This window comes from Streptomyces sp. NPDC042102 (assembly GCF_055582305.1).
Genome location: NZ_JBVJDL010000005.1, coordinates 124,348 through 149,234, shown reverse-complemented (window position 1 = coordinate 149,234; position 24,887 = coordinate 124,348). Strand labels below are relative to the sequence as shown.

The 24,887-nt window shown below is 72.0% G+C and carries 26 protein-coding genes; 23 read left to right on the top strand and 3 right to left on the bottom strand.

All coding sequences use genetic code 11. From position 1 onward, the window contains the following. From ACZ6KO_RS22785 to ACZ6KO_RS22775, 3 genes are read left to right on the top strand one after another with little or no spacing between them, the layout of a single operon-like run. Positions 1-1,449, top strand: a complete 1,449-nt coding sequence (locus ACZ6KO_RS22785) for a serine/threonine-protein kinase (RefSeq protein ID WP_469305843.1) — start codon at positions 1-3, stop codon at positions 1,447-1,449. Beyond that, positions 1,442-1,828, top strand: coding sequence for an effector-associated constant component EACC1 (locus tag ACZ6KO_RS22780; protein WP_469305842.1), 387 nt, complete (start codon positions 1,442-1,444; stop codon positions 1,826-1,828). Before ACZ6KO_RS22785 ends, ACZ6KO_RS22780 begins: the two co-directional genes overlap by 8 nt. Then, positions 1,812-2,972 carry a caspase family protein gene (locus tag ACZ6KO_RS22775; protein ID WP_469305841.1) on the top strand — a complete coding sequence of 387 codons (1,161 nt, stop codon included), beginning with the start codon at positions 1,812-1,814 and terminating at the stop codon, positions 2,970-2,972. The genes ACZ6KO_RS22780 and ACZ6KO_RS22775 overlap by 17 nt, the downstream gene beginning before the upstream one ends. A 70-nt stretch (positions 2,973-3,042) precedes the next feature. Here ACZ6KO_RS22775 and ACZ6KO_RS22770 read toward each other — a convergent pair whose 3' ends face one another. Beyond that, positions 3,043-4,272: a DUF349 domain-containing protein gene (locus ACZ6KO_RS22770; protein ID WP_469305840.1), complete on the bottom strand. Its 1,230-nt coding sequence runs from the start codon at positions 4,270-4,272 to the stop codon at positions 3,043-3,045. A gap of 166 nt (positions 4,273-4,438) precedes the next feature. Then, a complete protein-coding gene (locus ACZ6KO_RS22765) occupies positions 4,439-5,215 on the bottom strand; it encodes a peptidylprolyl isomerase (RefSeq protein ID WP_469305839.1) in 777 nt (258 codons plus the stop codon). Positions 5,216-5,374: 159 nt separating this feature from the next. Here ACZ6KO_RS22765 and ACZ6KO_RS22760 point away from each other — a divergent pair, with 159 nt between their 5' ends. The 4 genes from ACZ6KO_RS22760 (at position 5,375) to ACZ6KO_RS22745 (ending at position 9,521) form a co-directional block, all read left to right on the top strand. Continuing rightward, positions 5,375-6,088: an MBL fold metallo-hydrolase gene (locus ACZ6KO_RS22760; protein WP_469305838.1), complete on the top strand. Its 714-nt coding sequence runs from the start codon at positions 5,375-5,377 to the stop codon at positions 6,086-6,088. 11 nt (positions 6,089-6,099) lie between these two features. After that, positions 6,100-7,362 (top strand): histidine--tRNA ligase, encoded by a 1,263-nt coding sequence (hisS, locus tag ACZ6KO_RS22755; protein WP_469305837.1) that lies wholly within the window; start codon positions 6,100-6,102, stop codon positions 7,360-7,362. A 150-nt stretch (positions 7,363-7,512) separates the two neighbouring features. After that, positions 7,513-8,127, top strand: coding sequence for a vitamin K epoxide reductase family protein (locus ACZ6KO_RS22750; RefSeq protein ID WP_469305836.1), 615 nt, complete (start codon positions 7,513-7,515; stop codon positions 8,125-8,127). Positions 8,128-8,168: 41 nt separating this feature from the next. Next, positions 8,169-9,521, top strand: a complete 1,353-nt coding sequence (locus ACZ6KO_RS22745; RefSeq protein WP_469305835.1) for a replication-associated recombination protein A — start codon at positions 8,169-8,171, stop codon at positions 9,519-9,521. Between the two features lie 45 nt (positions 9,522-9,566). Here ACZ6KO_RS22745 and ACZ6KO_RS22740 read toward each other — a convergent pair whose 3' ends face one another. Further along, a complete protein-coding gene (locus ACZ6KO_RS22740; protein ID WP_469305834.1) occupies positions 9,567-10,505 on the bottom strand; it encodes a DUF2470 domain-containing protein in 939 nt (312 codons plus the stop codon). Between the two features lie 57 nt (positions 10,506-10,562). Here ACZ6KO_RS22740 and rpsD point away from each other — a divergent pair, with 57 nt between their 5' ends. From rpsD to nusB, 16 genes are all read left to right on the top strand, one after another. Continuing rightward, positions 10,563-11,174, top strand: a complete 612-nt coding sequence (gene rpsD / locus ACZ6KO_RS22735) for a 30S ribosomal protein S4 (protein ID WP_150210796.1) — start codon at positions 10,563-10,565, stop codon at positions 11,172-11,174. A gap of 165 nt (positions 11,175-11,339) precedes the next feature. Further along, positions 11,340-11,789: a DUF948 domain-containing protein gene (locus ACZ6KO_RS22730; RefSeq protein ID WP_469305833.1), complete on the top strand. Its 450-nt coding sequence runs from the start codon at positions 11,340-11,342 to the stop codon at positions 11,787-11,789. Between the two features lie 7 nt (positions 11,790-11,796). Further along, complete coding sequence (locus tag ACZ6KO_RS22725) at positions 11,797-12,147, top strand: hypothetical protein (protein WP_469305832.1); 351 nt, start codon at positions 11,797-11,799, stop codon at positions 12,145-12,147. Further along, positions 12,147-14,816: an alanine--tRNA ligase gene (alaS, locus tag ACZ6KO_RS22720; RefSeq protein ID WP_469305831.1), complete on the top strand. Its 2,670-nt coding sequence runs from the start codon at positions 12,147-12,149 to the stop codon at positions 14,814-14,816. Before ACZ6KO_RS22725 ends, alaS begins: the two co-directional genes overlap by 1 nt. A gap of 2 nt (positions 14,817-14,818) precedes the next feature. Next, positions 14,819-15,289, top strand: a complete 471-nt coding sequence (gene ruvX, locus ACZ6KO_RS22715) for a Holliday junction resolvase RuvX (RefSeq protein ID WP_469305830.1) — start codon at positions 14,819-14,821, stop codon at positions 15,287-15,289. Between the two features lie 81 nt (positions 15,290-15,370). Next, positions 15,371-17,182: an endolytic transglycosylase MltG gene (mltG, locus tag ACZ6KO_RS22710; RefSeq protein WP_469305829.1), complete on the top strand. Its 1,812-nt coding sequence runs from the start codon at positions 15,371-15,373 to the stop codon at positions 17,180-17,182. A gap of 7 nt (positions 17,183-17,189) precedes the next feature. Then, entirely contained in the window at positions 17,190-18,011 is an 822-nt protein-coding gene (locus ACZ6KO_RS22705; protein WP_469305828.1) for a shikimate dehydrogenase, read from the top strand. A gap of 33 nt (positions 18,012-18,044) precedes the next feature. Next, complete coding sequence (locus tag ACZ6KO_RS22700; RefSeq protein WP_469305827.1) at positions 18,045-18,236, top strand: hypothetical protein; 192 nt, start codon at positions 18,045-18,047, stop codon at positions 18,234-18,236. Between the two features lie 142 nt (positions 18,237-18,378). After that, the gene (aroC, locus tag ACZ6KO_RS22695) at positions 18,379-19,563 is read left to right on the top strand and encodes a chorismate synthase (RefSeq protein ID WP_469305826.1); all 1,185 of its coding nucleotides are present in this window, start codon (positions 18,379-18,381) and stop codon (positions 19,561-19,563) included. Positions 19,564-19,607: 44 nt separating this feature from the next. Beyond that, on the top strand, positions 19,608-20,090 hold the full coding sequence (locus ACZ6KO_RS22690) for a shikimate kinase (protein ID WP_469306071.1): 483 nt from the start codon (positions 19,608-19,610) through the stop codon (positions 20,088-20,090). Then, positions 20,087-21,187, top strand: a complete 1,101-nt coding sequence (gene aroB, locus ACZ6KO_RS22685) for a 3-dehydroquinate synthase (protein WP_469305825.1) — start codon at positions 20,087-20,089, stop codon at positions 21,185-21,187. The genes ACZ6KO_RS22690 and aroB overlap by 4 nt, the downstream gene beginning before the upstream one ends. Further along, positions 21,184-21,624, top strand: a complete 441-nt coding sequence (gene aroQ / locus ACZ6KO_RS22680) for a type II 3-dehydroquinate dehydratase (protein WP_401449308.1) — start codon at positions 21,184-21,186, stop codon at positions 21,622-21,624. Before aroB ends, aroQ begins: the two co-directional genes overlap by 4 nt. A 47-nt stretch (positions 21,625-21,671) precedes the next feature. Continuing rightward, positions 21,672-22,400, top strand: coding sequence for an AAA family ATPase (locus tag ACZ6KO_RS22675; RefSeq protein ID WP_469305824.1), 729 nt, complete (start codon positions 21,672-21,674; stop codon positions 22,398-22,400). A gap of 165 nt (positions 22,401-22,565) precedes the next feature. After that, entirely contained in the window at positions 22,566-23,672 is a 1,107-nt protein-coding gene (locus ACZ6KO_RS22670) for an aminopeptidase P family protein (protein ID WP_469305823.1), read from the top strand. 53 nt (positions 23,673-23,725) lie between these two features. Continuing rightward, a complete protein-coding gene (gene efp, locus ACZ6KO_RS22665; RefSeq protein ID WP_469305822.1) occupies positions 23,726-24,292 on the top strand; it encodes an elongation factor P in 567 nt (188 codons plus the stop codon). A gap of 2 nt (positions 24,293-24,294) precedes the next feature. Then, entirely contained in the window at positions 24,295-24,729 is a 435-nt protein-coding gene (gene nusB, locus ACZ6KO_RS22660; RefSeq protein ID WP_401449320.1) for a transcription antitermination factor NusB, read from the top strand. Positions 24,730-24,887: the final 158 nt, after the last annotated feature.

The window sequence follows — 24,887 nt, the reverse complement described above, 5'->3', positions numbered from 1 at the left end:
ATGCGCGAGGGCGAGTTAGTCGAGGGGCGCTACCGGCTCGGGCGCCTGCTGGGCGGCGGCGGCATGGGCGTCGTCCACGAGGCCGAGGACGTCAAGCTGCGGCGGCGGGTCGCCCTGAAGCTCCTCACCGGCACGGCCGCCCTCGACCCGGCGGGCGAGGAGATCGCCCGCTTCCACCGGGAGGCGGAGGCGCTGACCCGTGTCCGCCACCCCGGCGTGGTCACCCTGCACGACTGGGGCGAGCACGAGGGCACGCCCTACCTCGTCATGCAGCTCCTCGACGGCATGAACCTCGCCCAGCTCGTCGAGGTCGCCGGAGCGCTTCCGGCCGCCGAGGCGGCCTGGGCGGGCCTCGGCATGGCCGGGGCCCTCGCGGCCGTGCACGCGGCGGGCGTGCTGCACCGCGACCTCAAGCCCTCCAACGTGGGCATCACCCGGTCCGGTGACGTCGTCCTGCTCGACTTCGGGCTGGCCCAGCTGGTGGGCGAGGTCCGTATCACCGCCGCCGGCGCCCGCGTCGGCACCCCGCAGTTCATGGCGCCCGAGGTGATGAGCGGCGGCGCGCCCTCCCGCTCCGGCGACCTCTACTCGCTGGGCGCCTGCCTGTACCTGATGGCGACGGGCGAACTGCCGCTGGGAGACCGGGCCGACCTCGGCGCCATCATGGTCCACGCGATGGGCGCCGGCATCCCGCGCCTGTCGGGCCGCCACCGGTCCTACCCCACGGCGCTCAACGACCTCATCGACACCCTGTGCGCCAAGGAGCCCGCCACCCGGCCGCCCACCGCGGCGGCCGTCGCGACCCGGCTGGCCCACCTCGCGGACGGTGGCCGCGAGGGCCTGGCCGCCGCGGTGGAGGCACGGATCCGCGAGGATGCCGTCCGCGCGGCGTTCACCACGCCCCCGGCGCCCCGCCACGCCCCCGCGGCCGCCCCGCCCGGCCCCGGCCCGGCTGGCGCGGACCCGTCCGGCACCGGCCCGGTGGGCGCCCCGCCGGCCGAGGCCGGGCCGTACGGCGGCGCCCCTCCCGGCGGCGGGCCGGCCGACGGCGGCGCCGGCGCACCCGCGGACACCCGGCCCGAGCACGGCCCCTGGCTGCCGGCCCAGGCCACCGGCGCCCCGGCGCCCGGCCGGCTGCGCCCGGTCACCCTCAGCGCCGGCTTCCGCGACATCGTGCTCAGCGGCATGGACGAACAGAAGGCCGTGTCCCGGCTGCGCAAGGCCGTCAATCTCGTCCTCACCGACCAGATCCAGGAGGCCACGCAGCAGCTGGCCCTCCTCGTCGACTCCAGTACCGCCGCGCTCGGCGCGGACCACTCGACCACCCTCACCGCCCAGTACTGGCAGGGGATCTGCCTCGCCCGACTGGACGCCCCGGCCCAGGCCGTGGAGCTGTTCGCGCGCGTCAACGCGGCGGTGGACCAGCGGAAGGATTCCAGCGGTGCCTGAGATCGCCGTACGCGTCACCCGGACCGAGGACGACGAGGCCGCGCTGCGCGCCCTGCTCGGCTGGGTGCGCCAGGACGAGTCGCTCGCGGGCATGGTCCGCGGCCGCGGCGCGGCCGACGGCCCGGCCCGGCCGGACAGCATGGCCGGCGGCGCGCTCGACCTGCTCCAGTTCATCGTCGCCACCGGCCTCTCCCTCGGCAGCCTCGTCATGTCCGTCCTCCAGTGGCGGGCCGCCCTGCGCCGCCCGCCCGCCATCAGCTTCCGCAGCGGCGGCATCGAGGTCAGCCTGGACGAGACCGCGGCCCTCGACGACGACACCGTCCGCAAGATCGCCGACCTCCTCCAGGCCGGGGACGGGGACGATGACGGCGCTCGCTGACCCGAGCCGGTCCCGTGCCGTCCTCATCGGAACCGCTTCCTACCTGCACCTGGAACAGCTCCCCGCGGTCGAGGCCAACCTCGTCGACCTGGCCACCGAGCTGTGCGACCCCGGCGTCTGGGGGCTGCCCGTCGAACACTGCACGGTGGTCGCCGACCCCCAGAGCGCCGCCGAGATGCTCGACCCCGTCCACCGGGCCGCCGACGAGGCCACCGACACCCTGCTCGTCTACTACGCCGGCCACGGCATGCGCGACCCGGACTCCACCGACCTCTACCTCGGCCTGGGCGGCTCCCGCGACGGCCTCGGCTACTCCGCCGTCGCCTACCGGCACCTGCGGGCCGCCCTGCGCACCGCCTGGGCCCGCCGGAAGGTCGTCATCCTCGACTGCTGCTTCAGCGGCCGGGCCGCCCTGACCCTGTCCGGCAGCACGAGCACCATCGCCGACGAGGCCGCCGTCGACGGCGCGTACGTCCTGACCGCCGCGCCCCGTGACCGGGTGGCCCTGGCCCCCGACGGTGAGCGGCACACCGCCTTCACCGCCGAACTGCTGCGCATCCTGCGCCACGGGGTGCCCGACGCGCCCGAACTGCTCGACCTCGACACGCTCTACCGCGAACTCAAGGCCCGCCTGCACGCCAAGAACCGGCCCCTGCCCCAGCGTTCCCAGGAGAACTCCGTCGGCGCCCTGCCCCTGGCCCGCAACCGGGCCCGGGCCGGCGCCCACGCCCCCGCGGGGCCGGTACTCGCCGCCGACGTCCGCACCGCCGCCGTCTCCACCGGGCTCAGCATCGCCCGCATGCTGCGCGCCGAGGGCCACACCCGCGACGCGCTGCCCATCCTCCAGCTCGCCCTCCAGGAACAGCCGGCCGACGGCCAGGGCACCCTGTTCGCCGTCCAGCTGGAGCTGTCGGAGATGCTCGCCGAGACCGGCCGGCCGGCCGAGGCCATCGCGGTCCTGGAATCGGCGTTCCAGCAGCTGCACAAGGCCCACGGCCCGGAGGCCGTCCTGGTCTGCCGGCGCCTGGCCGACCTGCTCCAGGAGTCGGGGAACCACATCCAGGCCTGTGAGGTCCTCATGCACGCCCTCGACATCAGCGAGGGCAGAACCGGATCCGCCGACCGTCCGCCCGGGGCCCTCTGAAACGCCGACGGGGCCCGGCGGTGGACGATCCCACCGCCGGGCCCCGGCACACACCACGAGGGGAGCGGCGTCAGCCGCCGAACTCCTCCAGGCCCTTCAGGGCCTGGTCGAGCAGGGCCTGGCGGCCCTCCAGCTCACGCGCCAGCTTGTCCGCCTTGGCGTTGTTGCCCGCCGCGCGCGCCGCGTCGATCTGCTCGCGCAGCTTGTCGACGGCCGCCTGCAGCTGGCCCGTCAGACCCGCGGCGCGCGCCCGCGCCTCCGGGTTCGTACGGCGCCACTCGGCCTCCTCGGACTCCTGGATGGCACGCTCGACCGCGTGCATCCGGCCCTCGACCTTCGGGCGGGCGTCGCGCGGCACGTGGCCGATGGCCTCCCACCGCTCGTTGATGGACCGGAACGCCGCACGCGCCGCCTTCAGGTCCCGCACCGGGACGAGCTTCTCGGCCTCGTCGGCCAGCTCCTCCTTCAGCTTGAGGTTCTCCACCTGCTCGGCGTCACGCTCGGCGAACACCTCGCCGCGCGCCGCGAAGAACACGTCCTGGGCGCCGCGGAAGCGGTTCCACAGGTCGTCCTCCGCCTCGCGCTGGGCGCGGCCGACCGCCTTCCAGTCGGCCATCAGCTCGCGGTAGCGGGCCGCCGTCGGACCCCAGTCGGTCGACTTCGACAGCGACTCGGCCTCCGCGACCAGCTTCTCCTTGGCCTTGCGGGCGTCCTCGCGCTGCGCGTCCAGCGAGGCGAAGTGCGCCTTGCGGCGCTTGGAGAAGGCCGAGCGGGCGTGCGAGAAGCGGTGCCACAGCTCGTCGTCCGACTTGCGGTCCAGGCGCGGCAGACCCTTCCAGGTGTCCACCAGGGCCCGCAGCCGCTCGCCGGCCGAGCGCCACTGGTCGCTCTGCGCCAGCTGCTCCGCCTCGGTGACCAGATCCTCCTTGGCCTTGCGGGCCTCGTCCGTCTGCTTGGCCTTGGCGACCTTGCGCTCCTCGCGGCGCGACTCCACCGTCGCGACGAGCTTGTCCAGACGCACCTTCAGCGCGTCGAGGTCGCCCACCGCGTGGTGCTCGTCGACCTGCGTGCGCAGGTGGTCGATCGCCGTCTGCGCGTCCTTCGCGGACAGATCGGTGGTCCGCACCCGTCGTTCGAGGAGGCCGATCTCGACCACCAGCCCCTCGTACTTGCGCTCGAAGTAGGCCAGGGCCTCCTCGGGGGTGCCCGCCTGCCACGAGCCGACGACCTGCTCGCCATCGGCAGTACGCACGTACACGGTGCCCGTCTCGTCGACACGGCCCCACGGGTCGCTGCTCACAGCGCCTCCTCCACCTGATGCCCGTACGGGGGTTCCCCGCCCGGCATCGTCCACAGTTTCCTGGGGCGGGCAGCGCCCGCCCTGCACAACGCCAACATAGGCGACCGCCGGGCCGGCTGTCCGCATCCCGCACGACGGAATATCGGCCCGGCGGTCTTCCGCCCGGTCAGTTCTGGGTGACCGTGCCCTTCTCGATCGTCACCGGGTTCTTGGGAGCCCCGTCGGGCCCGCCGCCCGTACCCTGCTTGGCGATTTCCTCCAGTACCTTCAGGCCGGCCGCGTCGATCTTGCCGAACGGCGTGTACGTCGGTGCCAGCGGGCTGTCCTTGTAGACCAGGAAGAACTGGCTGCCGCCGCTGCCCGGCTGGCCGGTGTTGGCCATCGCGACGGTGCCCGCCGGGTAGATCACCCGGCCGGTCCCGTCGGGCTTGCCCAGCGCGTCCAGGTTCTCGTCCGCGATGGTGTAGCCGGGGCCGCCCATGCCGGTGCCCTCGGGGTCGCCGCACTGGAGCACGAAGATACCCTCCGTGGTCAGCCGGTGACACTTCGTCTTGTCGAAGTAGTTCTTGTCGGCGAGCGACTTGAACGAGTTCACCGTCTGCGGGGTCTTCGCCGCGTCCATCTCGAAGGCGATGTCACCCGCGCTCGTCTTCAGCGCGAAGGTGTACTTCGCCTTCTGGTCGATCGCCATCGCCGGCGACGGCGACTGCTTGGGCGTGGGCGTCGGCGCGGCCGACGGGGTGGCCTCCGGGTCCTTGGTCTCCTTGCCGTCGAAGACGCCGCCCACGGCCAGGCCGATGACGGTGGCCGCCACCACGGCCACGGCCGCGCCGATCACGACCGCCCGCTGCCGCGACTTGCGCCGGGCCTGCGCCCGCCGCTGCTGCTGACGCTCGTACTTCTCCTTGGCGAGCTGCCGTCGCCGCTGATCGCTCGTGACCACCGGGTCTCGTCTCCTTGTACGTCTCTGGTACCACTGTCCGGGCTGGGATAGGCCGTACCGTATATGGGTTCGCTGTGGGATGAGGGGCGCCGGTAGGCTCTGATCTGCCGTAACCCTCCCGACGGCCGACTCGACGGCGACGACTACCTAAGGACGAACGTGCTGATTGCCGGGTTCCCCGCCGGGGCCTGGGGGACCAATTGCTACTTGGTCGCCCCCGCCGCGGGTGAGGAGTGCGTCATCATCGACCCGGGCCACCAGGCCGCCCAGGGAGTCGAGGAGACGCTTCGGAAGCATCGGCTCAAGCCCGTCGCGGTCGTCCTCACCCACGGCCACATCGACCATGTCGCCTCGGTGGTCCCGGTGTGCGGAGCGCACGACGTACCCGCCTGGATCCACCCCGAGGACCGCTACATGATGAGCGACCCGGAGAAGGCCCTCGGGCGTTCGATCGGGATGCCGCTGATGGGCGAGCTGACCGTGGGCGAGCCGGACGACGTCCGCGAACTCGCCGACGGGGCCGAGCTGAAGCTGGCCGGTCTGGACTTCACCGTGTCGCACGCGCCCGGCCATACGAAGGGGTCGGTGACCTTCCGGATGCCGGAGGCCGCGGACGTCCCGTCCGTGTTCTTCTCCGGGGATCTGCTCTTCGCCGGCTCCATCGGACGCACCGACCTGCCCGGCGGCTCCCACGCCGAGATCCTCCGGTCGCTGGCCCGCGTGTGCCTGCCGCTGGACGACTCGACCGTGGTGCTGTCCGGCCACGGTCCCCAGACCACCATCGGCCGCGAGCGCGCGACGAACCCGTACCTGCGGGAGGTCGCCGCCGGCCTGGGTGCGGACCCGACCGCCGCCCCACGACGAGGAATGTGACGAGAGTTTCCGTGAGCACTTTCAAGGCCCCCAAGGGCACGTACGACCTGATCCCGCCGTACTCGGCCAAGTACCTCGCCGTCCGCGACGCGATCTCCGGCCCGCTGCGCACGGCCGGGTACGGCTACATCGAGACGCCCGGCTTCGAGGACGTCAACCTGTTCGCGCGCGGCGTCGGCGAGTCCACCGACATCGTGACCAAGGAGATGTACACCCTCACCACCAAGGGCGGCTCCCAGCTCGCCCTGCGCCCGGAGGGCACCGCCTCGGTGCTGCGCGCGGCGCTGGAGGCGAGCCTGCACAAGCAGGGCAACCTGCCGGTCAAGCTCTGGTACTCGGGCTCCTACTACCGCTACGAGCGCCCGCAGAAGGGCCGCTACCGCCACTTCTCGCAGGTCGGCGCCGAGGCGATCGGCTCCGAGGACCCGGCGCTGGACGCCGAGCTGATCATCCTGGCCGACCGGGCCTACCGCTCGCTGGGGCTGCGCAACTTCCGGATCCTGCTGAACTCGCTGGGCGACAAGGAGTGCCGTCCGGTGTACCGGGAGGCGCTGCAGTCCTTCCTGCGCGGGCTGGACCTGGACGAGGAGACCGTCCGCCGGGCCGAGATCAACCCGCTGCGCGTCCTGGACGACAAGCGCGAGGCGGTCCAGAAGCAGCTGGTGGGCGCGCCGATGCTGCGCGACTACCTGTGCGACGCGTGCAAGGCGTACCACGAGGAGGTGCGCGCGCTGATCACGGCCGCGGGCGTGGTCTTCGAGGACGACGAGAAGCTGGTGCGCGGCCTGGACTACTACACCCGCACCACCTTCGAGTTCGTGCACGACGGCCTGGGCTCGCAGTCCGCGGTCGGCGGCGGCGGCCGCTACGACGGCCTGTCCGAGATGATCGGCGGCCCCGCGCTGCCGTCGGTGGGCTGGGCGCTGGGCGTGGACCGCACGGTGCTCGCGCTGGAGGCCGAGGGCATCGAGCTGGACATCCCGGCCACGACGTCCGTTTTCGCGGTGCCGCTGGGCGAGGAGGCGCGCAAGGTCCTGTTCGGCCTGGTGACGCAGCTGCGTCAGGCCGGTGTGGCGGCGGACTTCGCGTACGGCGGCAAGGGCCTCAAGGGTGCGATGAAGGACGCGAACCGCTCCGGCGCCCGCTTCACGGTCGTCGCGGGCGAGCGCGACCTCGCCGAGGGCGTCGTCCAGCTGAAGGACATGGAGTCCGGGGAGCAGTCCCCGGTGGCCGTCGCGGAGCTCGTCGACGTGGTCCGGGGCGCGCTGGGCTGACCGCCGCAGCCCGTCGGGGGCGGGGCCGGGGTCTCCCCGGCCCCGCCCCCTGTCCTTATCTCCGGCGAACGGTGGCCACACAGCCACGTACGGCACAATGGCCGGTGCTTGATGACCTTGCAGACGCGGAGCGGTGGGATCGGGATCGGTATGACGACACGAAGTGCGGACGCGGACACCGCTCCCGGGACGGTCGGTGCGAGCCGGGCGTTCGCCTGGCTGCTGGTGATCACGGGAGCGCTGGGCCTGCTCGCCGCGTGGGTGATCACGATAGACAAGTTCAAGCTGCTGGAGGACCCGAACTTCACGCCGGGCTGCAGCCTGAACCCGATCGTCTCCTGCGGCAACATCATGAAGAGCGACCAGGCGGAGGTCTTCGGCTTCCCCAACCCCATGCTGGGCCTGGTGGCCTACGGCATCGTCGTCTGCGTCGGCATGAGCCTGCTGGCGGGGGCCCGGTTCCGCCCCTGGTACTGGCTGACCCTCAACGCGGGCACCCTCTTCGGCGTCGTCTTCTGCGCCTGGCTGACGTACCAGTCGCTGTACACCATCAACTCGCTGTGCCTGTGGTGCTGCCTGGCCTGGGTCGCCACGATCTTCATGTTCTGGTACGTGACCGCGCACAACGTCCGCGAGGGGCTGCTGCCCGCGCCGGGCTGGCTGAAGTCCTTCTTCGGCGAGTTCCCGTGGGTCCTGCCGGTGCTGCACGTCGGGATCATCGGGATGCTGGTCCTGACCCGCTGGTGGGACTTCTGGACCTCCTGAGCCCGCCGCCCGCTGTCAGCGGGCGGGCTTAGGCTTCCGGTGTGGAACCAGACCTCTTCACCGCCGCCGCCGAAGACCGCCGGGAGAAGGACCCCGCGAGCTCTCCCCTCGCCGTCCGGATGCGCCCGCGCACCCTGGACGAGGTCGTGGGGCAGCAGCACCTGCTCAAGCCCGGTTCGCCGCTGCGGCGGCTGGTGGGGGAGGGCGCCGGGGGACCGGCCGGGGCCTCGTCGGTCATCCTCTGGGGACCGCCCGGTATCGGCAAGACCACCCTGGCCTACGTGGTCAGCCAGGCCACGCAGAAGCGGTTCGTGGAGCTGTCGGCCATCACGGCCGGCGTCAAGGAGGTCCGGGCCGTCATCGAGGGCGCCAAGCGCGCCGCCGGCGGCTTCGGCAAGGAGACCGTCCTCTTCCTCGACGAGATCCACCGCTTCAGCAAGGCGCAGCAGGACTCGCTGCTCCCGGCGGTGGAGAACCGCTGGGTCACGCTGATCGCGGCCACCACCGAGAATCCGTACTTCTCGATCATCTCCCCGCTGCTGTCGCGTTCGCTGCTGCTGACGCTGGAGCCGCTGACCGACGAGGACCTCGGCGGCCTGCTGCGGCGCGCGCTGACCGAGGAGCGCGGGCTGGGGCGGGCCGTGACACTGCCCGCGGACGCCGAGGCGCACCTGCTGCGCATCGCCGGGGGCGACGCGCGCCGGGCGCTGACGGCCCTGGAGGCCGGAGCCGGATCGGCCCTGGCCAAGGGCGAGGCGGAGATCACCCTCGAGACGCTGGAGGAGGCCGTCGACCGTGCGGCGGTCCGCTACGACAAGGACGGCGACCAGCACTACGACGTGGCGTCGGCGCTGATCAAGTCCATCCGCGGCTCGGACGTGGACGCGGCGCTGCACTACCTGGCGCGGATGATCGAGGCGGGGGAGGACCCCCGGTTCATCGCCCGCCGGCTGATGATCTCGGCGAGCGAGGACATCGGGCTGGCGGACCCCACCGCCCTGCCGACGGCGGTCGCGGCGGCCCAGGCGGTGGCGCTGATCGGCTTCCCGGAGGCGGCGCTCACCCTGTCGCACGCGACGATCGCCCTGGCGCTGGCCCCGAAGTCGAACACCGCGACGACCGCGATCGGAGCGGCCCTGGCCGACGTCCGCGCGGGCCTGGCGGGCCCCGTGCCGGCGCATCTGCGCGACGGGCACTACAAGGGCGCGGCCAAGCTGGGGCACGCGCAGGGGTACGTGTACCCGCACGACGTGCCGGGCGCGATCGCGGCCCAGCAGTACGCACCGGACGCGATCCACGGCAAGCGCTACTACGAGCCGACCCGGTACGGCGCCGAGGCCCGCTACGCGGACGTGGTGGAGAAGGTCCGCGAGCGGCTGCGCGGCGCGACCTGACCCGGCGCGACTCCCCTGATCACCGTGCGGCGGCGGGGAGCGCGCTCACCCGGTGGCGGCCGCCGAGAAGAGGGTGTGCATCGCCCGGCGCAGTTGGCAGATGTCCGTGACCGGCTCGGGGAAGTCGAAGCGCGCGTCGAAGCAGCCGGCGGAGCCCGGACCGTCGCCCTGACCTGCACCGGCGCCCGTGAAGCGCACGCGCAGGCCGAGCCGGTCCAGGGCCACCGGCGCCGCGTCGAGGTCCGCCGCCCGCGGCCCCAGCAGGGCGGACAGCTCGCGCAGCCGGTCGCCGTGGGCGGCCGCGAGGTGCTGGAGGATCTCGGCCTCGTGGGCCACCAGCGGGTCGGGCTCGGCGGTGGCCAGGGCGTCGGGATCCACGTGCTCGGAGCCCCACAGGTCGTCCACCGTGATCTCGCCGACCTCCAGGCGCAGCATCGTCCAGGCGGCCCGGCCGGAGTGGTCGAGGGCCTCGCGCAGGCCCAGCAGCTCGCCCACCGGCTGCCGCTCGGCGAGCAGCGCGGCGTACACGGGACGGTCGTCGCCGCGCACCGGGGTGAGCCAGCCCGCCAGCCACGCGCGGCCCCGGATACGATGGGCCACGGACACCGGCGCCACATCAGTGATCTCGATCACCGCTGTGAGGTCGTCGTCCTGGGCGTGAGCGGCTGCCCTGGCAGCCGCGGATTCCCCGGAGACAAGGAGAATCACGTCCCCGTCCGGAGTGAAGGTCCGCGCGACCGGCATTCCGATCCCGAGCCCGTCGAGGTCCTCGGGCCCCTGTGGGTCACGAGCACCCGGCAGCGTGAGGGATACTGAGGCGTTGGACTCTACGAGGGTTCGTACGCGTTCGGCTCCGGTGAGCTGCCGAACGCCTTCCCTGGGACGCGGCTGACTCTGCCTACCGTCGTCGTAAGCGGACGTGGATTGTTTCTCGTCCGGACTGCGATGCGCACTGGGCAGGGGGATCCCATGCGGTCGAGACATTACGTCCTCCTCGAAATAAGGTAAGCCTCACCTAACTTACATGGAGGTAGGTTCCCCGTGAACCAGAAGCGACCCAAGGTCAAGAAGTCGCGTGCCCTCGGCATCGCCCTGACGCCGAAGGCCGTCAAGTACTTCGAGGCCCGCCCCTACCCGCCGGGCGAGCACGGCCGTGGCCGCAAGCAGAACTCGGACTACAAGGTCCGTCTGCTGGAGAAGCAGCGTCTGCGCGCTCAGTACGACATCTCCGAGCGCCAGATGGCCCGCGCGTACGACCGCGCCAAGAAGGCCGAGGGCAAGACGGGCGAGGCGCTGGTCGTCGAGCTCGAGCGTCGCCTCGACGCCCTGGTCCTGCGTTCGGGCATCGCCCGCACGATCTACCAGGCCCGCCAGATGGTCGTCCACGGCCACATCGAGGTCAACGGTGGCAAGGTCGACAAGCCGTCGTTCCGTGTCCGTCCGGACGACGTCATCACCGTGCGCGAGCGCTCCCGCGAGAAGCACCCCTTCCAGGTGGCTCGCGAGGGTGGCTACGCCGGTGAGGGCGAGGCCCCGCGCTACCTTCAGATCAACCTGAAGGCGCTCGCGTTCCGTCTGGACCGCGACCCGCAGCGCAAGGAGATCCCCGTGATCTGCGACGAGCAGCTCGTCGTCGAGTACTACGCCCGCTGATCCCAGCCGGCGCGGTCCGCGGACTGTTGCTCGAAACCCGTCGTCCCCCAGTGGGGGGCGGCGGGTTTCGCCGTTCCCGTCCGTCCCGGAATTCCGGTACGACGGCCCGCTCCCGGCGCGATAGGGTCGGGGGACGACTTTTCTACGTGCAGGGAGCGGTGCAACGTGTCCGGTGGAGAGGTGGCCGGGATCCTCGTGGCCGTCTTCTGGGCGATCCTGGTCTCGTTCCTGGCCGTGGTGCTGGTGCGGCTCGCCCAGACGCTCAAGGCGGCCACCAAGCTGGTGGCGGACGTGACCGAGCAGGCCGTCCCGCTCCTGGCGGACGCCTCCACCACGGTCCGGTCCGCGCGCACCCAGCTCGACCGGGTCGATGCGATCGCCAGCGACGTCCAGGAGGTCACCTCCAACGCGTCCGCGCTCTCCTCGACCGTGGCCTCCACCTTCGGCGGCCCGCTGGTCAAGGTGGCGGCGTTCGGCTACGGCGTGCGCAAGGCCATGGGCCGCGACGCCGACGCGCCGGCCGCCCGCGAGTCCCGCCGCACCGTGATCGTCGGACGCACCGTGCCGGGGGCACGGACCGCCCGTTCCGCATGGCGCCGCAAGCAGAAGGACTGAAACCGCGATGTTCCGCCGTACCTTCTGGTTCACCGCAGGCGCAGCCGCCGGCGTGTGGGCCACCACCAAGGTCAACCGCAAGCTCAAGCAGCTGACCCCGGAGAGCCTCGCCGCACAGGCCGCCGACAAGGCGCTGGAGGCGGGCCACCGGCTCAAGGACTTCGCGCTCGACGTGAAGGCGGGAATGCTGCAGCGCGAGGACGAGCTGAACGATGCACTGGGGTTGCGAGCCGACCCCGACCGGCCCGGCAACGTCACCGCCCTGCCCGGGCAGCGACGGCTGCGGGCCATCCAGAACGACCAAGACCACCGTTCGGGCCCCCTGAGGGTCACGTACAACCGGAATGAGGACCACTGATGGAGTCGGCCGAGATTCGCCGCCGCTGGCTGAGCTTCTTCGAGGAGCGCGGTCACACCGTTGTCCCTTCGGCGTCGCTCATCGCGGACGACCCGACTCTGCTGCTGGTCAACGCGGGCATGGTGCCCTTCAAGCCGTACTTCCTCGGTGAGACCAAGCCGCCGGCCCCGCGCGCCACCAGCGTGCAGAAGTGTGTCCGTACGCCCGACATCGAAGAGGTCGGCAAGACCACCCGGCACGGCACGTTCTTCCAGATGTGCGGCAACTTCTCCTTCGGCGACTACTTCAAGGAAGGCGCCATCACGTACGCCTGGGAGCTGCTCACCAGCCCCGTGGCGGACGGCGGCTACGGCCTGGAGCCGGAGAAGCTCTGGATCACCGTCTACCTCGACGACGACGAGGCCGAGGCCATCTGGCGCGACAAGATCGGCGTCCCGGCCGAGCGCATCCAGCGCCTGGGCAAGAAGGACAACTTCTGGTCCATGGGCGTCCCGGGCCCCTGCGGCCCCTGCTCGGAGATCAACTACGACCGCGGCCCCGAGTTCGGCGTCGAGGGCGGCCCGGCCGTCAACGACGAGCGGTACGTCGAGATCTGGAACCTCGTCTTCATGCAGTACGAGCGCGGCGCCGGTGACGGGAAGGAGGACTTCCCGATCCTCGGCGACCTGCCGTCGAAGAACATCGACACCGGCCTCGGCCTCGAGCGCCTCGCCATGATCCTGCAGGGCGTGCAGAACATGTACGAGACCGACACCCTGCGCGTGGTCATGGACAAGGCCACCGAGCTGACGGGCGTGCGGTACGGGGCCGCCAAGGACACCGACGTGTCCATGCGCGTGGTCGCCGACCACATGCGCACCTCCGTCATGCTCATCGGCGACGGCGTCACCCCCGGCAACGAGGGCCGCGGCTATGTGCTGCGCCGCATCATGCGCCGCGCCATCCGCAACATGCGCCTCATGGGTGCCACCGGCCCGGTCGTCCAGGAGCTCCTCGACGTCGTGATCGACACGATGGGACAGCAGTACCCGGAGCTGATCACCGACCGCAAGCGCATCGAGACCGTCGCGCTCGCCGAGGAGGCCGCCTTCCTCAAGGCTCTCAAGGGCGGCACGAACATCCTCGACACCGCCGTGACCGAGACCAAGGCCGCCGGCGGCACGGTCCTCTCCGGCGACAAGGCGTTCCTGCTCCACGACACCTGGGGCTTCCCGATCGACCTCACCCTGGAGATGGCCGCCGAGCAGGGCCTCGCCGTGGACGAGAGCGGCTTCCGGCGCCTGATGCAGGAGCAGCGCGACCGGGCCAAGGCCGACGCCAAGGCCAAGAAGACCGGCCACGCCGACGTCTCCGCCTACCGCCTGATCGCCGACAACGCCGGCGCCACCGAGTTCACCGGCTACGCCACCACCCAGGGCGAGTCCACCGTCGTCGGCCTGCTGGTCAACGGCATGCCCGCGCCGGCCGCCTCCGAGGGCGACGAGGTCGAGGTCGTCCTCGACCGCACCCCCTTCTACGCCGAGGGCGGCGGCCAGCTCGCCGACCAGGGCCGCATCAAGCTCGACTCCGGCGCCGTCATCGAGGTCCGCGACGTCCAGCAGCCGGTCCCCGGCGTCTCCGTGCACAAGGGATCCGTCCAGGTCGGCGAGGTGACGGTGGGCGCCTCCGCGTACGCCGCCATCGACGTCAGGCGGCGCCGGGCCATCGCCCGTGCCCACTCGGCCACGCACCTGACCCACCAGGCGCTGCGTGACGCCCTCGGCCCGACGGCCGCCCAGGCCGGTTCCGAGAACAGCCCCGGCCGCTTCCGCTTCGACTTCGGCTCGCCGAACGCCGTTCCCGGCTCGGTGCTCACCGACGTCGAGCAGAAGATCAACGACGTGCTCTCCCGCGAGCTCGACGTCACCGCCGAGATCATGAGTATCGACGAGGCGAAGAAGCAGGGTGCCATCGCCGAGTTCGGCGAGAAGTACGGCGAGCGCGTCCGCGTCGTCACCATCGGCGACTTCTCCAAGGAGCTGTGCGGCGGCACCCACGTCGGCAACACCGCCCAGCTGGGTCTGGTGAAGCTGCTCGGCGAGTCCTCCATCGGCTCCGGCGTGCGCCGCGTCGAGGCCCTGGTGGGCGTGGACGCGTACAACTTCCTCGCCAAGGAGCACACGGTCGTCGCCCAGCTGCAGGAGCTGGTCAAGGGCCGCCCCGAGGAGCTGCCGGAGAAGATCTCCGCCATGCTCGGCAAGCTGAAGGACGCCGAGAAGGAGATCGAGAAGTTCCGCGCGGAGAAGGTCCTCCAGGCCGCCGCCGGTCTCGCCGGGAACGCCCAGGACATCCGTGGCGTCGCCCTCGTCGTCGGCCAGGTGGCGGACGGCATCGGCGCCGACGACCTGCGCAAGCTGGTCCTGGACGTCCGCGGCCGCATCGCCGGCGACCGTCCGGCCGTCGTGGCCCTGTTCACCGTGGCGAACGGCCGCCCGCTGACCGTCATCGCCACCAACGAGGCCGCCCGCGAGCGCGGTCTCAAGGCCGGTGACCTGGTGCGCACGGCCGCCAAGACCCTCGGTGGCGGCGGTGGCGGCAAGCCGGACGTCGCCCAGGGCGGCGGCCAGAACCCGGCCGCCGTGCCGGAGGCCATCGCCGCGGTCGAGCGGCTCGTCGTAGAGACGGTCTGAGCATGACGCTGCGCAGAGGACGTCGGCTCGCCGTCGACGTCGGGGACGCCCGGATCGGGGTCGCCTCGTGCGACCCCGACGGGGTGCTCGCCACGCCGGTGGAGACCGTGCCGGGACGGGACGTCCCGGCCGCCCACCGGCGGCTGCGCCAGCTCGTCGCGGAGTACGAGCCGCTCGAAGTCGTGGTCGGCCTGCCCCGCTCGCTCAGCGGGCGGGAGGGGCCGGCCGCGGCCAAGGTGCGCACGTTCGCGACGGAGCTGGCCAGGGGCATCAAACCCGTGCCCGTCCGGCTCGTCGACGAGCGGATGACGACGGTCACCGCCGCCCAGGGGCTGCGGGCCTCGGGGCGCAACGCCAAGAAGGGCCGCTCGGTCATCGACCAGGCCGCCGCCGTGATCATCCTTCAAAACGCTCTTGAGACCGAACGGGTATCTGGTAATCCCCCCGGTGAGTGCGTCGAAGTGGTCATCTGATCGCGATACGGTAACGTTCCGCGCGAAGTGGCGGCATTTCGAACAGCCGTCGGCTCTTCGACGCGGCGCCTTAGGGGATCGATGACTGAGTATGGACGGGGCCAGGCACCCGAACCGTGGCACCCCGAGGACCCCCTGTACGGGGACCCGGGGTGGACGGGACAGCATCAGGTCCCGCAGCACCAGGCCCAGGAGCCGCAGTACCAGCAGCAGTACCAGCAGGAATACCAGGGGCAGCAGTACCAGCAGCAGCCGTATCCGGAGCAGTACCACGCTGAGCAGTACCACCCGGAGCAGTACCACCCCGAGCAGTACCCGCAGCACCAGCAGCACCACCAGCAGCAGGCGTACCCGCAGATGATGTCCGCGCCGCAGCAGACGTACGGCGCGCAGGTCTGGGATACCGGTCAGATGATCGGGCAGGCCGTCCACCCCCAGACCGCGTACCCCCAGGCCCCGCAGGCGGTGGCCGATCCCTACGTGGGCCCCGACGCGTACGGGGGCGCCGATCCGTACGGCCAGCAGCCCGCCGTCTACCCCGGCGAGACCGCCGACCTCTACGCCACCCCCGAGGCCTACCCGCCGCCCGTCCCGCCCCACCGCCGGGCCGAGGTCGAGGAGCAGGCCGAGGAGTGGCAGGACGAGGTCCTCGACGACTCCACCGCGCACGGACACGAGGACGCCCCGCGCCCCGGGGACGACGGTGACGACGACGGCGACGAGGCGCTCGCCGCCGGCCGCCGCTCCGACCGCGCGAGCACCCGCGGCGGCAAGGGCAAGGCGGGCAAGGGCAAGGGCAAGAAGAAGAGCCGCAACGGTGTGGCCTGCCTGTTCACCTCCATGGTCCTGCTGGGCATCGTCGGCGGTGGCGGCTACTACGGCTACAGCTTCATCGAGAACAAGTTCGGCGCCGACGCGGACTTCACCGGCGCGGGTACCGACCCCATCGACGTCGAGATCCCCAACGGTTCGGGCCTCGGTGAGATGGGCCGCATCCTCAAGGCCAAGGGCGTGGTGGCCAGCGCCGGGGCGTTCGTCTCCGCCGCGCAGGCCCACCCCAAGGGCGGCAACATCCAGCCCGGCCTCTACCCGCTGCGCAAACAGATGTCGGCCCGCGAGGCCGTCGAGCTGATGACGGACCCCTCGAAGCTCAACGTGGTCACCATCGCCGAGGGCATGCGCAACGCCGCCGTCTACCAGATGATCGACAAGAAGCTCAAGCTGTCCGACGGCACCACGCAGGACACCGCGAAGCGCGAGCTGAAGAACCTGGGCCTGCCCGCCTGGGCCGACAGCGACAACCCGAAGATGAAGGACCCGCTGGAAGGGTTCCTCTACCCGGCGCGCTACGACCTCGCGCACGACATGAAGCCCGAGGACCTGCTCAAGAAGATGGTGGCGAAGGCCAACGAGTCCTACGCCGCCCACGGCGTCGAGGCCAAGTCCAAGGCGCTCGGCCTCTCCTCGCCGCTGCAACTGGTCACGGTCGCCTCGCTGGTCCAGGCCGAGGGCATGAACCACGACGACTTCAAGCGGATGTCCGAGGTCATCTACAACCGCCTCAAGCCGTCCAACGACGTCACGAACCAGAAGCTCGAGTTCGACTCGACGATCAACTACCTCAAGGGCACGAGCAACATCAACGTCTCCCGCAGCGAGACGCGTACCCTCGACAACCCGTACAACACGTACTTCCACAAGGGCCTCACCCCCGGCCCGATCGGCAACCCGGGCGACGACGCCGTCAACGCGGCGCTCAACCCGGACGGTGGCGGCTGGATGTTCTTCGTATCGGTCGACGGGAAGAAGACGACCTTCACCCAGACCTTCGACGAACACGAGAAGCTGGTCGCCGAATTCAACGAGCGTCAGAAGAAGAAGAGTGGCGGGTAGCCGAGACATGTCACGCATACGGGCCGCGGTGCTGGGATCTCCCATCGAGCACTCCCTCTCACCGGTGCTGCACCGCGCCGCCTATCAGGAGCTCGGCCTCGCCGACTGGTCCTACGACCGGTTCGAGGTGGACGAGGCCGCGCTCCCGCAGTTCATGGCCGGCCTCGGTGCGGAGTGGGCGGGCCTGTCGCTGACCATGCCGCTCAAGCGGGCGATCATCCCGCTGCTGGACGGGATCAGCGACACCGCCGCCTCCGTCGAGGCGGTCAACACGGTCGTCCTCACCGAGGACGGCCGCCGGGTCGGCGACAACACCGACATCCCCGGCATCGTCGCCGCCCTGCACGAGCGGGGCATCGACAAGGTCCCGGCCGCCGCCGTGCTCGGCGCCGGCGCCACCGCCTCCTCGGCACTGGCCGCGCTGGCGCGGATCTGCTCCGGCGAGGTGACGGCGTACGTCCGCAGCGCCGGCCGCGCCGCCGAGATGCGCCAGTGGGGCGAGCGGCTCGGCGTGGACGTCCGTACGGCCGACTGGTCGGCGGCGGCCGAGGCGCTGACCGCGCCCCTGGTGATCGCGACCACCCCGGCCGGGACCACCGACGCCCTGGCCGCCGCGGTGCCGCAGGCGCCCGGGACCCTGTTCGACGTGCTGTACGACCCCTGGCCGACCGCGCTCGCGGCCGCCTGGGACGAGCGCGGCGGCACGGTGGTCGGAGGCCTGGACCTCCTGGTCCACCAGGCTGTCCTCCAGGTCGGCCGGATGACCGGCCGTCCCGGTCCGCTGGCCGCGATGCGGGCCGCCGGAGAACGGGCACTGGCCGCGCGATAGGCTCCCCGCCTGCACTTTCGAGGGTGAGGGACCATGGACGGAATCGAGCACGGCTGGATCCTGGCGTCGAAGGACGACGTGGCGTACGGGGTCGTGCTGTTCCTCCGCATGCTCGTGGGCAGCATGCCGGACTGGTTCAAGGCGACCCTCATCGCGACCGTGGCGGGCCTCCTGCTGTGGAGCGCCATGAGGCGGCTGCGACGGCGGAGAGCTACCGTCCGGTAGCCGCAACTTGCCACAATGGCGTCCGATAGCTGGACCGGAGGCCGTTTCACCTGCCCGGACATGGGAGGATCGGGTGAGGCGGGCACGGGCTGCGCACCCGGCCGCGCCGTCGCTGTACCAGGCGCGAGCATGAGGAGCATCGTTGAGCAGGTTGCGTTGGCTGACCGCTGGGGAGTCGCACGGACCGGCGCTGGTAGCGACGCTGGAGGGTCTCCCCGCCGGCGTTCCGGTCACCACCGAGCTGGTGGCCGACCACCTGGCCCGCCGTCGGCTGGGCTATGGCCGCGGTGCCCGGATGAAGTTCGAGCAGGACGAGATCACCTTCCTCGGTGGCGTCCGCCACGGCCTTTCCCTCGGCTCCCCGATCGCCGTCATGGTGGGCAACACCGAGTGGCCCAAGTGGGAGACGGTCATGTCGGCCGACCCCGTGGACCCCTCGCTGCTCAAGGAGACCGGCCGTAACGCGCCGCTGACCCGCCCCCGCCCCGGCCACGCCGACCTCGCGGGCATGCAGAAGTACGGCTTCGACGAGGCCCGCCCGATCCTGGAGCGCGCCAGCGCCCGGGAGACGGCGGCCCGCGTCGCCCTCGGCGCCGTCGCCCGGTCCTTCCTCAAGGAGGCCGCGGGCATCGAGATCGTCTCCCACGTCGTGGAACTGGCGTCCGCCAAGGCCCCGTACGGCGTCTACCCGACCCCCGCCGACGTCGACAAGCTCGACGCCGACCCGGTCCGCTGCCTCGACGCCGACGCGTCGAAGGCGATGGTCGCCGAGATCGACCAGGCCCACAAGGACGGCGACACCCTCGGCGGCGTCGTCGAGGTCCTCGCCTACGGTGTGCCGGTCGGCCTCGGCTCGCACGTCCACTGGGACCGCCGCCTCGACGCGCGCCTGGCGGCCGCGCTCATGGGCATCCAGGCCATCAAGGGCGTCGAGGTCGGCGACGGCTTCGAACTCGCCCGCGTCCCCGGCTCCCGGGCCCACGACGAGATCGTCTCCACGCCCGAGGGCATCCGGCGCACCTCCGGCCGTTCCGGCGGCACCGAGGGCGGCCTGACCACCGGTGAGCTGCTGCGCGTACGCGCCGCCATGAAGCCGATCGCCACCGTGCCCCGGGCCCTGGCGACCGTGGACGTGGCCACCGGCGAGGCCGCCGCCGCCCACCACCAGCGCTCCGACGTCTGCGCCGTCCCGGCCGCCGGCATCGTCGCCGAGGCCATGGTCGCCCTCGTCCTCGCGGACGCGGTCGTGGAGAAGTTCGGCGGCGACTCCGTCCCCGAGACCCGCCGCAACGTGCAGTCCTACCTCGACAACCTCCAGATCCGGTGACGGCCGGACCCGGCAGCGGCCCGCTGGTCGTCCTCGTCGGCCCCATGGGCTCCGGCAAGTCCACGGTGGGGGCGCTGCTCGCCGAGCGGCTCGGCGTCCCCTACCGGGACACGGACGCGGACATCGTGGCGGCCGAGGGCCGGGCGATCTCCGACATCTTCGTCGACGAGGGCGAGCCGCACTTCCGTGAGCTGGAGCGGCGGGCGGTCGCGGCCGCCGTCGCCGAGCACACCGGGGTCCTCGCCCTCGGCGGCGGCGCGGTGCTCGACGCGGGCACCCGGACCCTGCTGTCCGGGCGGCCCGTCGTCTACCTGTCGATGGACGTCGAGGAAGCCGTACGGCGGGTCGGCCTCGGCGCCGCCCGCCCGCTGCTCGCGATCAACCCGCGGCGGCAGTGGCGCGAGCTGATGGAGGCGCGCCGCCCCCTGTACACCGAAGTCGCGCGCGTCGTGGTGGCCACCGACGACCGCACCCCCGAAGAGGTCGCCCAGGCGGTCCTCGACGCACTGGAGTTGAAGGACGCATGACGGAGCACCAGGACCAGGTCACGCGGATCACGGTCGGCGCGAGCGCCGGGCACCCCGCGTACGACGTGCTGGTCGGCCGGCAGCTGCTCGGCGAGCTGGGCACGCTGATCGGCGACAAGGCCCAGCGGGTCGCCGTGATCCACCCCGAGGCCCTCGCCGAGACCGGCGAGGCACTGCGGGCGGACTTCGCCGAGCAGGGCTACGAGGCGGTCGCCATCCAGGTGCCGAACGCCGAGGAGGCCAAGACCGTCGAGGTCGCGGCGTACTGCTGGAAGGCGCTGGGCCAGTCCGGCTTCACCCGCACCGACGTGATCGTCGGTGTCGGCGGCGGCGCCACCACCGACCTCGCCGGCTTCGTCGCGGCCAGCTGGCTGCGCGGGGTGCGCTGGATCGCCGTACCGACCACGGTCCTGGCGATGGTGGACGCGGCCGTCGGCGGCAAGACCGGCATCAACACCGCCGAGGGCAAGAACCTGGTGGGCGCCTTCCACCCGCCGGCGGGCGTGCTGTGCGACCTCGCCGCGCTGGAGTCCCTCCCGGTCAACGACTACGTGTCGGGCCTGGCCGAGATCATCAAGGCCGGCTTCATCTCCGATCCGGTGATCCTCGACCTGATCGAGGCCGACCCGCAGGCGGCCCGCACCCCGGCGGGCCCGCACACGGCCGAGCTGATCGTGCGGTCCATCCAGGTCAAGGCGGACGTCGTCTCCAGCGACCTCAAGGAGTCGGGCCTGCGGGAGATCCTGAACTACGGCCACACCCTCGCGCACGCCATCGAGAAGAACGAGCGCTACAAGTGGCGGCACGGCGCGGCCGTGTCCGTCGGCATGGTCTTCGCCGCCGAGCTCGGCCGGCTCGCCGGCCGCCTCGACGACGCGACGGCCGACCGGCACCGGGAGATCCTGGCCGCCGTCGGGCTGCCGCTGACCTACCGCGGCGACCAGTGGCCCAAGCTGCTCCAGACCATGCAGGTCGACAAGAAGTCCCGGGGCAACCTGCTGCGCTTCATCGTCCTGGACGGCCTGGCCAAGCCCACCGTCCTGGAGGGCCCCGACCCGGCCCACCTGATCGCCGCGTACGGCGAGGTGTCCGCGTGAGCCGCCCGGTCCTGGTCCTCAACGGCCCCAACCTCGGCCGGCTCGGGTCGCGCGAGCCCGACGTGTACGGGTCGACCTCGTACGCGGGCCTGGTGGAGACCTGCACCAAGCTGGGCGCCGAGCTCGGCTTCGCCGTCGAGGTCCGCGAGACCAACGACGAGGGCGAGCTGGTGCGCTGGCTGCACGAGGCCGCGGACGGCCGGATCCCGGTCGTCATCAACCCCGGCGCGTTCACGCACTACTCGTACGCCATGCGCGACGCGGCCGCCCAGCGGACCGCGCCGCTCATCGAGGTGCACATCTCCAACCCGTACGCCCGCGAGGAGTTCCGGCACACCTCGGTCATCGCCTCCGTGGCCAGCGGCACCGTCGCCGGCTTCGGCCTGGGCTCCTACCGGCTGGCGCTGCGCGCGCTGGCGGAGGAAGTCCAGGGCTGAGATAACGTTCTCGCATCAGGCGCCTGAACGAGACGGAGTGGCAGCGGATGCAGCATGGAGTGGGGGGCTGGGGACCTTCCTCGGGACAGCCGCCGATACCCCCTGCGCAGGGCTGGCCGGTGGCGCCGGTCCCGGAGGCCACCGGGCACATCCCGCTGCCGCCCGTGGCACCGCCCGCCCCCGCGGCCCCCGTCGCACCCCCCGTGCCGGGCACCGGGACCGCCACGCTCGCGGTGCTGCTGATCGGCCCGGCGGGCGCGGGCAAGACCACCGTGGCCCGGCACTGGGCGGGCACCCGCCCGGTGCCGACCGCGCACATCAGCCTCGACGACGTCCGCGAGTGGGTCTGCTCCGGCTTCGCCGACCCGCAGGCGGGCTGGAACGACCACTCCGAGGCCCAGTACCGCCTCGCCCGCCGCACCTGCGGCTTCGCCGCCCGCAACTTCCTCGCGAACGGCATCTCCTGCATCCTCGACGACGCCGTCTTCCCCGACCGGCCGGTGGTCGGCCTCGGCGGCTGGAAGCGGCACGTGGGCCAGAACCTGCTGCCCGTCGTGCTGCTCCCCGGCCTGGAGATCGTCCTGGAGCGCAACGCCGAACGCTCGGGCAACCGGCGGCTCTCGGACGAGGAGGTCGCCCGGATCCACGGCCGGATGGCCGGCTGGTACGGCTCCGGGCTGCCGATCATCGACAACTCCCACCTCGACGTCGAGGGCACGGCCCGAGCCCTGGACGAAGCCCTGGCCCGCGCGATAGCCACCCCACCGGGCTGGTGACCCGTCCCCGGTCCGGCAGCCCGGGGACCTCTGCCGGCCCGGGGGCAGCTGTGCGGTGTGGGTGTCCGGGAACGGTCGGGGCAGCGGCGGTGGGGAGCTCGTGGGCGTGCCCGAGCGGACGCGCTCGGCGCGCCGCGCGCGGGCCCCGCTCGTAGGCTCGAAGACATGTCAGACGTGTACGCCGCCCGCCGTGGCCTGCTCCGCGACCGCTGCGCCGCAGCCGGCACCGCCGCCGCCCTGATCACGCGTCCGGCCAACGTCCGCTACCTGGCCGGCGCCGGCCCCGCCGACGCCGTGCTGCTGATCGGGCCGGCCGAGGACGTGCTGTTCTGCGCCGGCACGCCCACCGGCGAACCCGAGGAGGGCCGGCTCGACGAGCACCTGCGGGTCTCGGTCCTGCCCACCCGCGGCGGCGACCCCGCCGTCGCGGGCGCCGACCTCGCCGCCGCCCAGCGGGCCGACTCCCTCGCCGTCGAGGAGCACCACCTCACCGTCGCCCGCCACCGCGCCCTGCGCTCCGTCGCGCCCGGGCTGCGGCTCGGCGACCTCGGCACCGCCGTCGAGCAGCAGCGCCTGGTCAAGGACGAGGAGGAGATCGCCTGCCTGCGCATCGCCGCCGAGATCGCCGACCAGGCCCTCGGTGAGCTGCTGGAGTCGATCCTGGTCGGCCGTACCGAGCGGCACCTCGCGCTGGAGCTGGAGCGGCGGCTCGTCGACCACGGCGCCGACGGCCCCGCCTTCCCCACCTCCGTCGGCACCGGACCGCACTCCGGCCGGTCCCGGCACCGCCCCTCGGACCGCCGGGTCGAGGAGGGCGACTTCCTCTCCGTCTGCCTGGGCGCCAGCTACCGCGGCTACCGCTGCGAGATCGGCCGTACCTTCGTGATCGGCACCACGCCCGCGGACTGGCAGATCGAGCTCTACGACCTGGTCTTCGCGGCCCAGCGGGCCGGCCGCGAGGCCCTGCTGCCCGGCGCCGCCTACCGCGATGTCGATCATGCCGCGCGCTCGGTCCTGGACTCCGCCGGCCACGGCGAGGCGCTCTCCCCGTCGACGGGACACGGCGTCGGCCTGGAAATCGACGAGGACCCGCAGCTTGCACCTACGGCAATGGGTAAACTGGACGCTTGCGTGCCGGTCACCGTCGAACCGGGGGTTCACCTCCCCGGCCGGGGAGGTGTCCGGATCGATGACACGCTCGTCGTGCGCCCCGAGGCGGACGGCGGTCCCGAGCTACTCACCATTACGACCAAGGAGCTGCTCGCGCTGTAGCCGGCAGGCTGTGCGCACACCCTCGGTCCTCCAGTGCAGGAGATTCCGCAACCGTGGCTTCCACGAACGACCTCAAGAACGGCATGGTGCTCAAGCTCGACGGTGACCAGCTCTGGTCCGTCGTCGAGTTCCAGCACGTCAAGCCCGGCAAGGGCCCGGCCTTCGTGCGCACCAAGCTCAAGAACGTGCTCTCGGGCAAGGTCGTCGACAAGACCTTCAACGCCGGTGTGAAGGTCGAGACGGCCACCATCGACCGCCGTGACATGCAGTTCTCGTACATGGACGGCGACTACTTCGTCTTCATGGACATGCAGACCTACGACCAGCTGCACGTCGACAAGAAGGCCGTCGGCGACGCCGCGAACTTCCTGATCGAGGGCTTCACCGCCTCCGTCGCGCAGCACGAGGGCTCGGTCCTCTACGTCGAGCTGCCCACCTCCGTCGAGCTCGTCATCGAGCACACGGACCCGGGCGTCCAGGGCGACCGCTCCACCGGTGGCACCAAGCCCGCCCGCCTGGAGACCGGCCACGAGATCCAGGTCCCGCTCTTCGTCACCACCGGCGAGAAGGTCAAGGTCGACACCCGCACCAGCGACTACCTCGGCCGGGTGAACAGCTAACCGTGGCTGCCCGGAGCAACGCCCGCAAGCGTGCTTTCCAGATCCTCTTCGAGGCCGACCAGCGGGGCGTACCCGTGCGTGAGGTCCTCGCCGACTGGGTGCGTCACTCCCGTAACGACACCCGGCAGCCCCCGGTGAACGCGTTCACCATGGATCTTGTCGAGGGTTACGCCGACAAGGTGAACCGGATCGACGAGCTGATCGCCACGTACGCCGTGGACTGGGACCTCGACCGCATGCCGGTCGCGGACCGGAACATCGTGCGCATCGGTGCCTACGAGCTGATCTGGGTCGACGAGACCCCGGACGCCGTGGCCATCGACGAGGCCGTCCAGCTCGCCAAGGAGTTCTCCACGGACGACTCCCCGGCCTTCGTGAACGGCCTGCTGGGCCGCTTCAAGGACCTCAAGCCCAGCCTGCGCCGCGACCGCGACTAAGGTCTGTCCGGCGGCATGACAGCGGCATGAAAGGGGCCCGCGGCGCACACGCGCCGCGGGCCCCTTCACGCGTTCTCGTCCCCGCCGGGCCCGGGGAAGACCCCGGGAACGCGAAACCGGCGGGCGCCGGGACCCTCCCCGGTCCCGGCGCCCGCCGG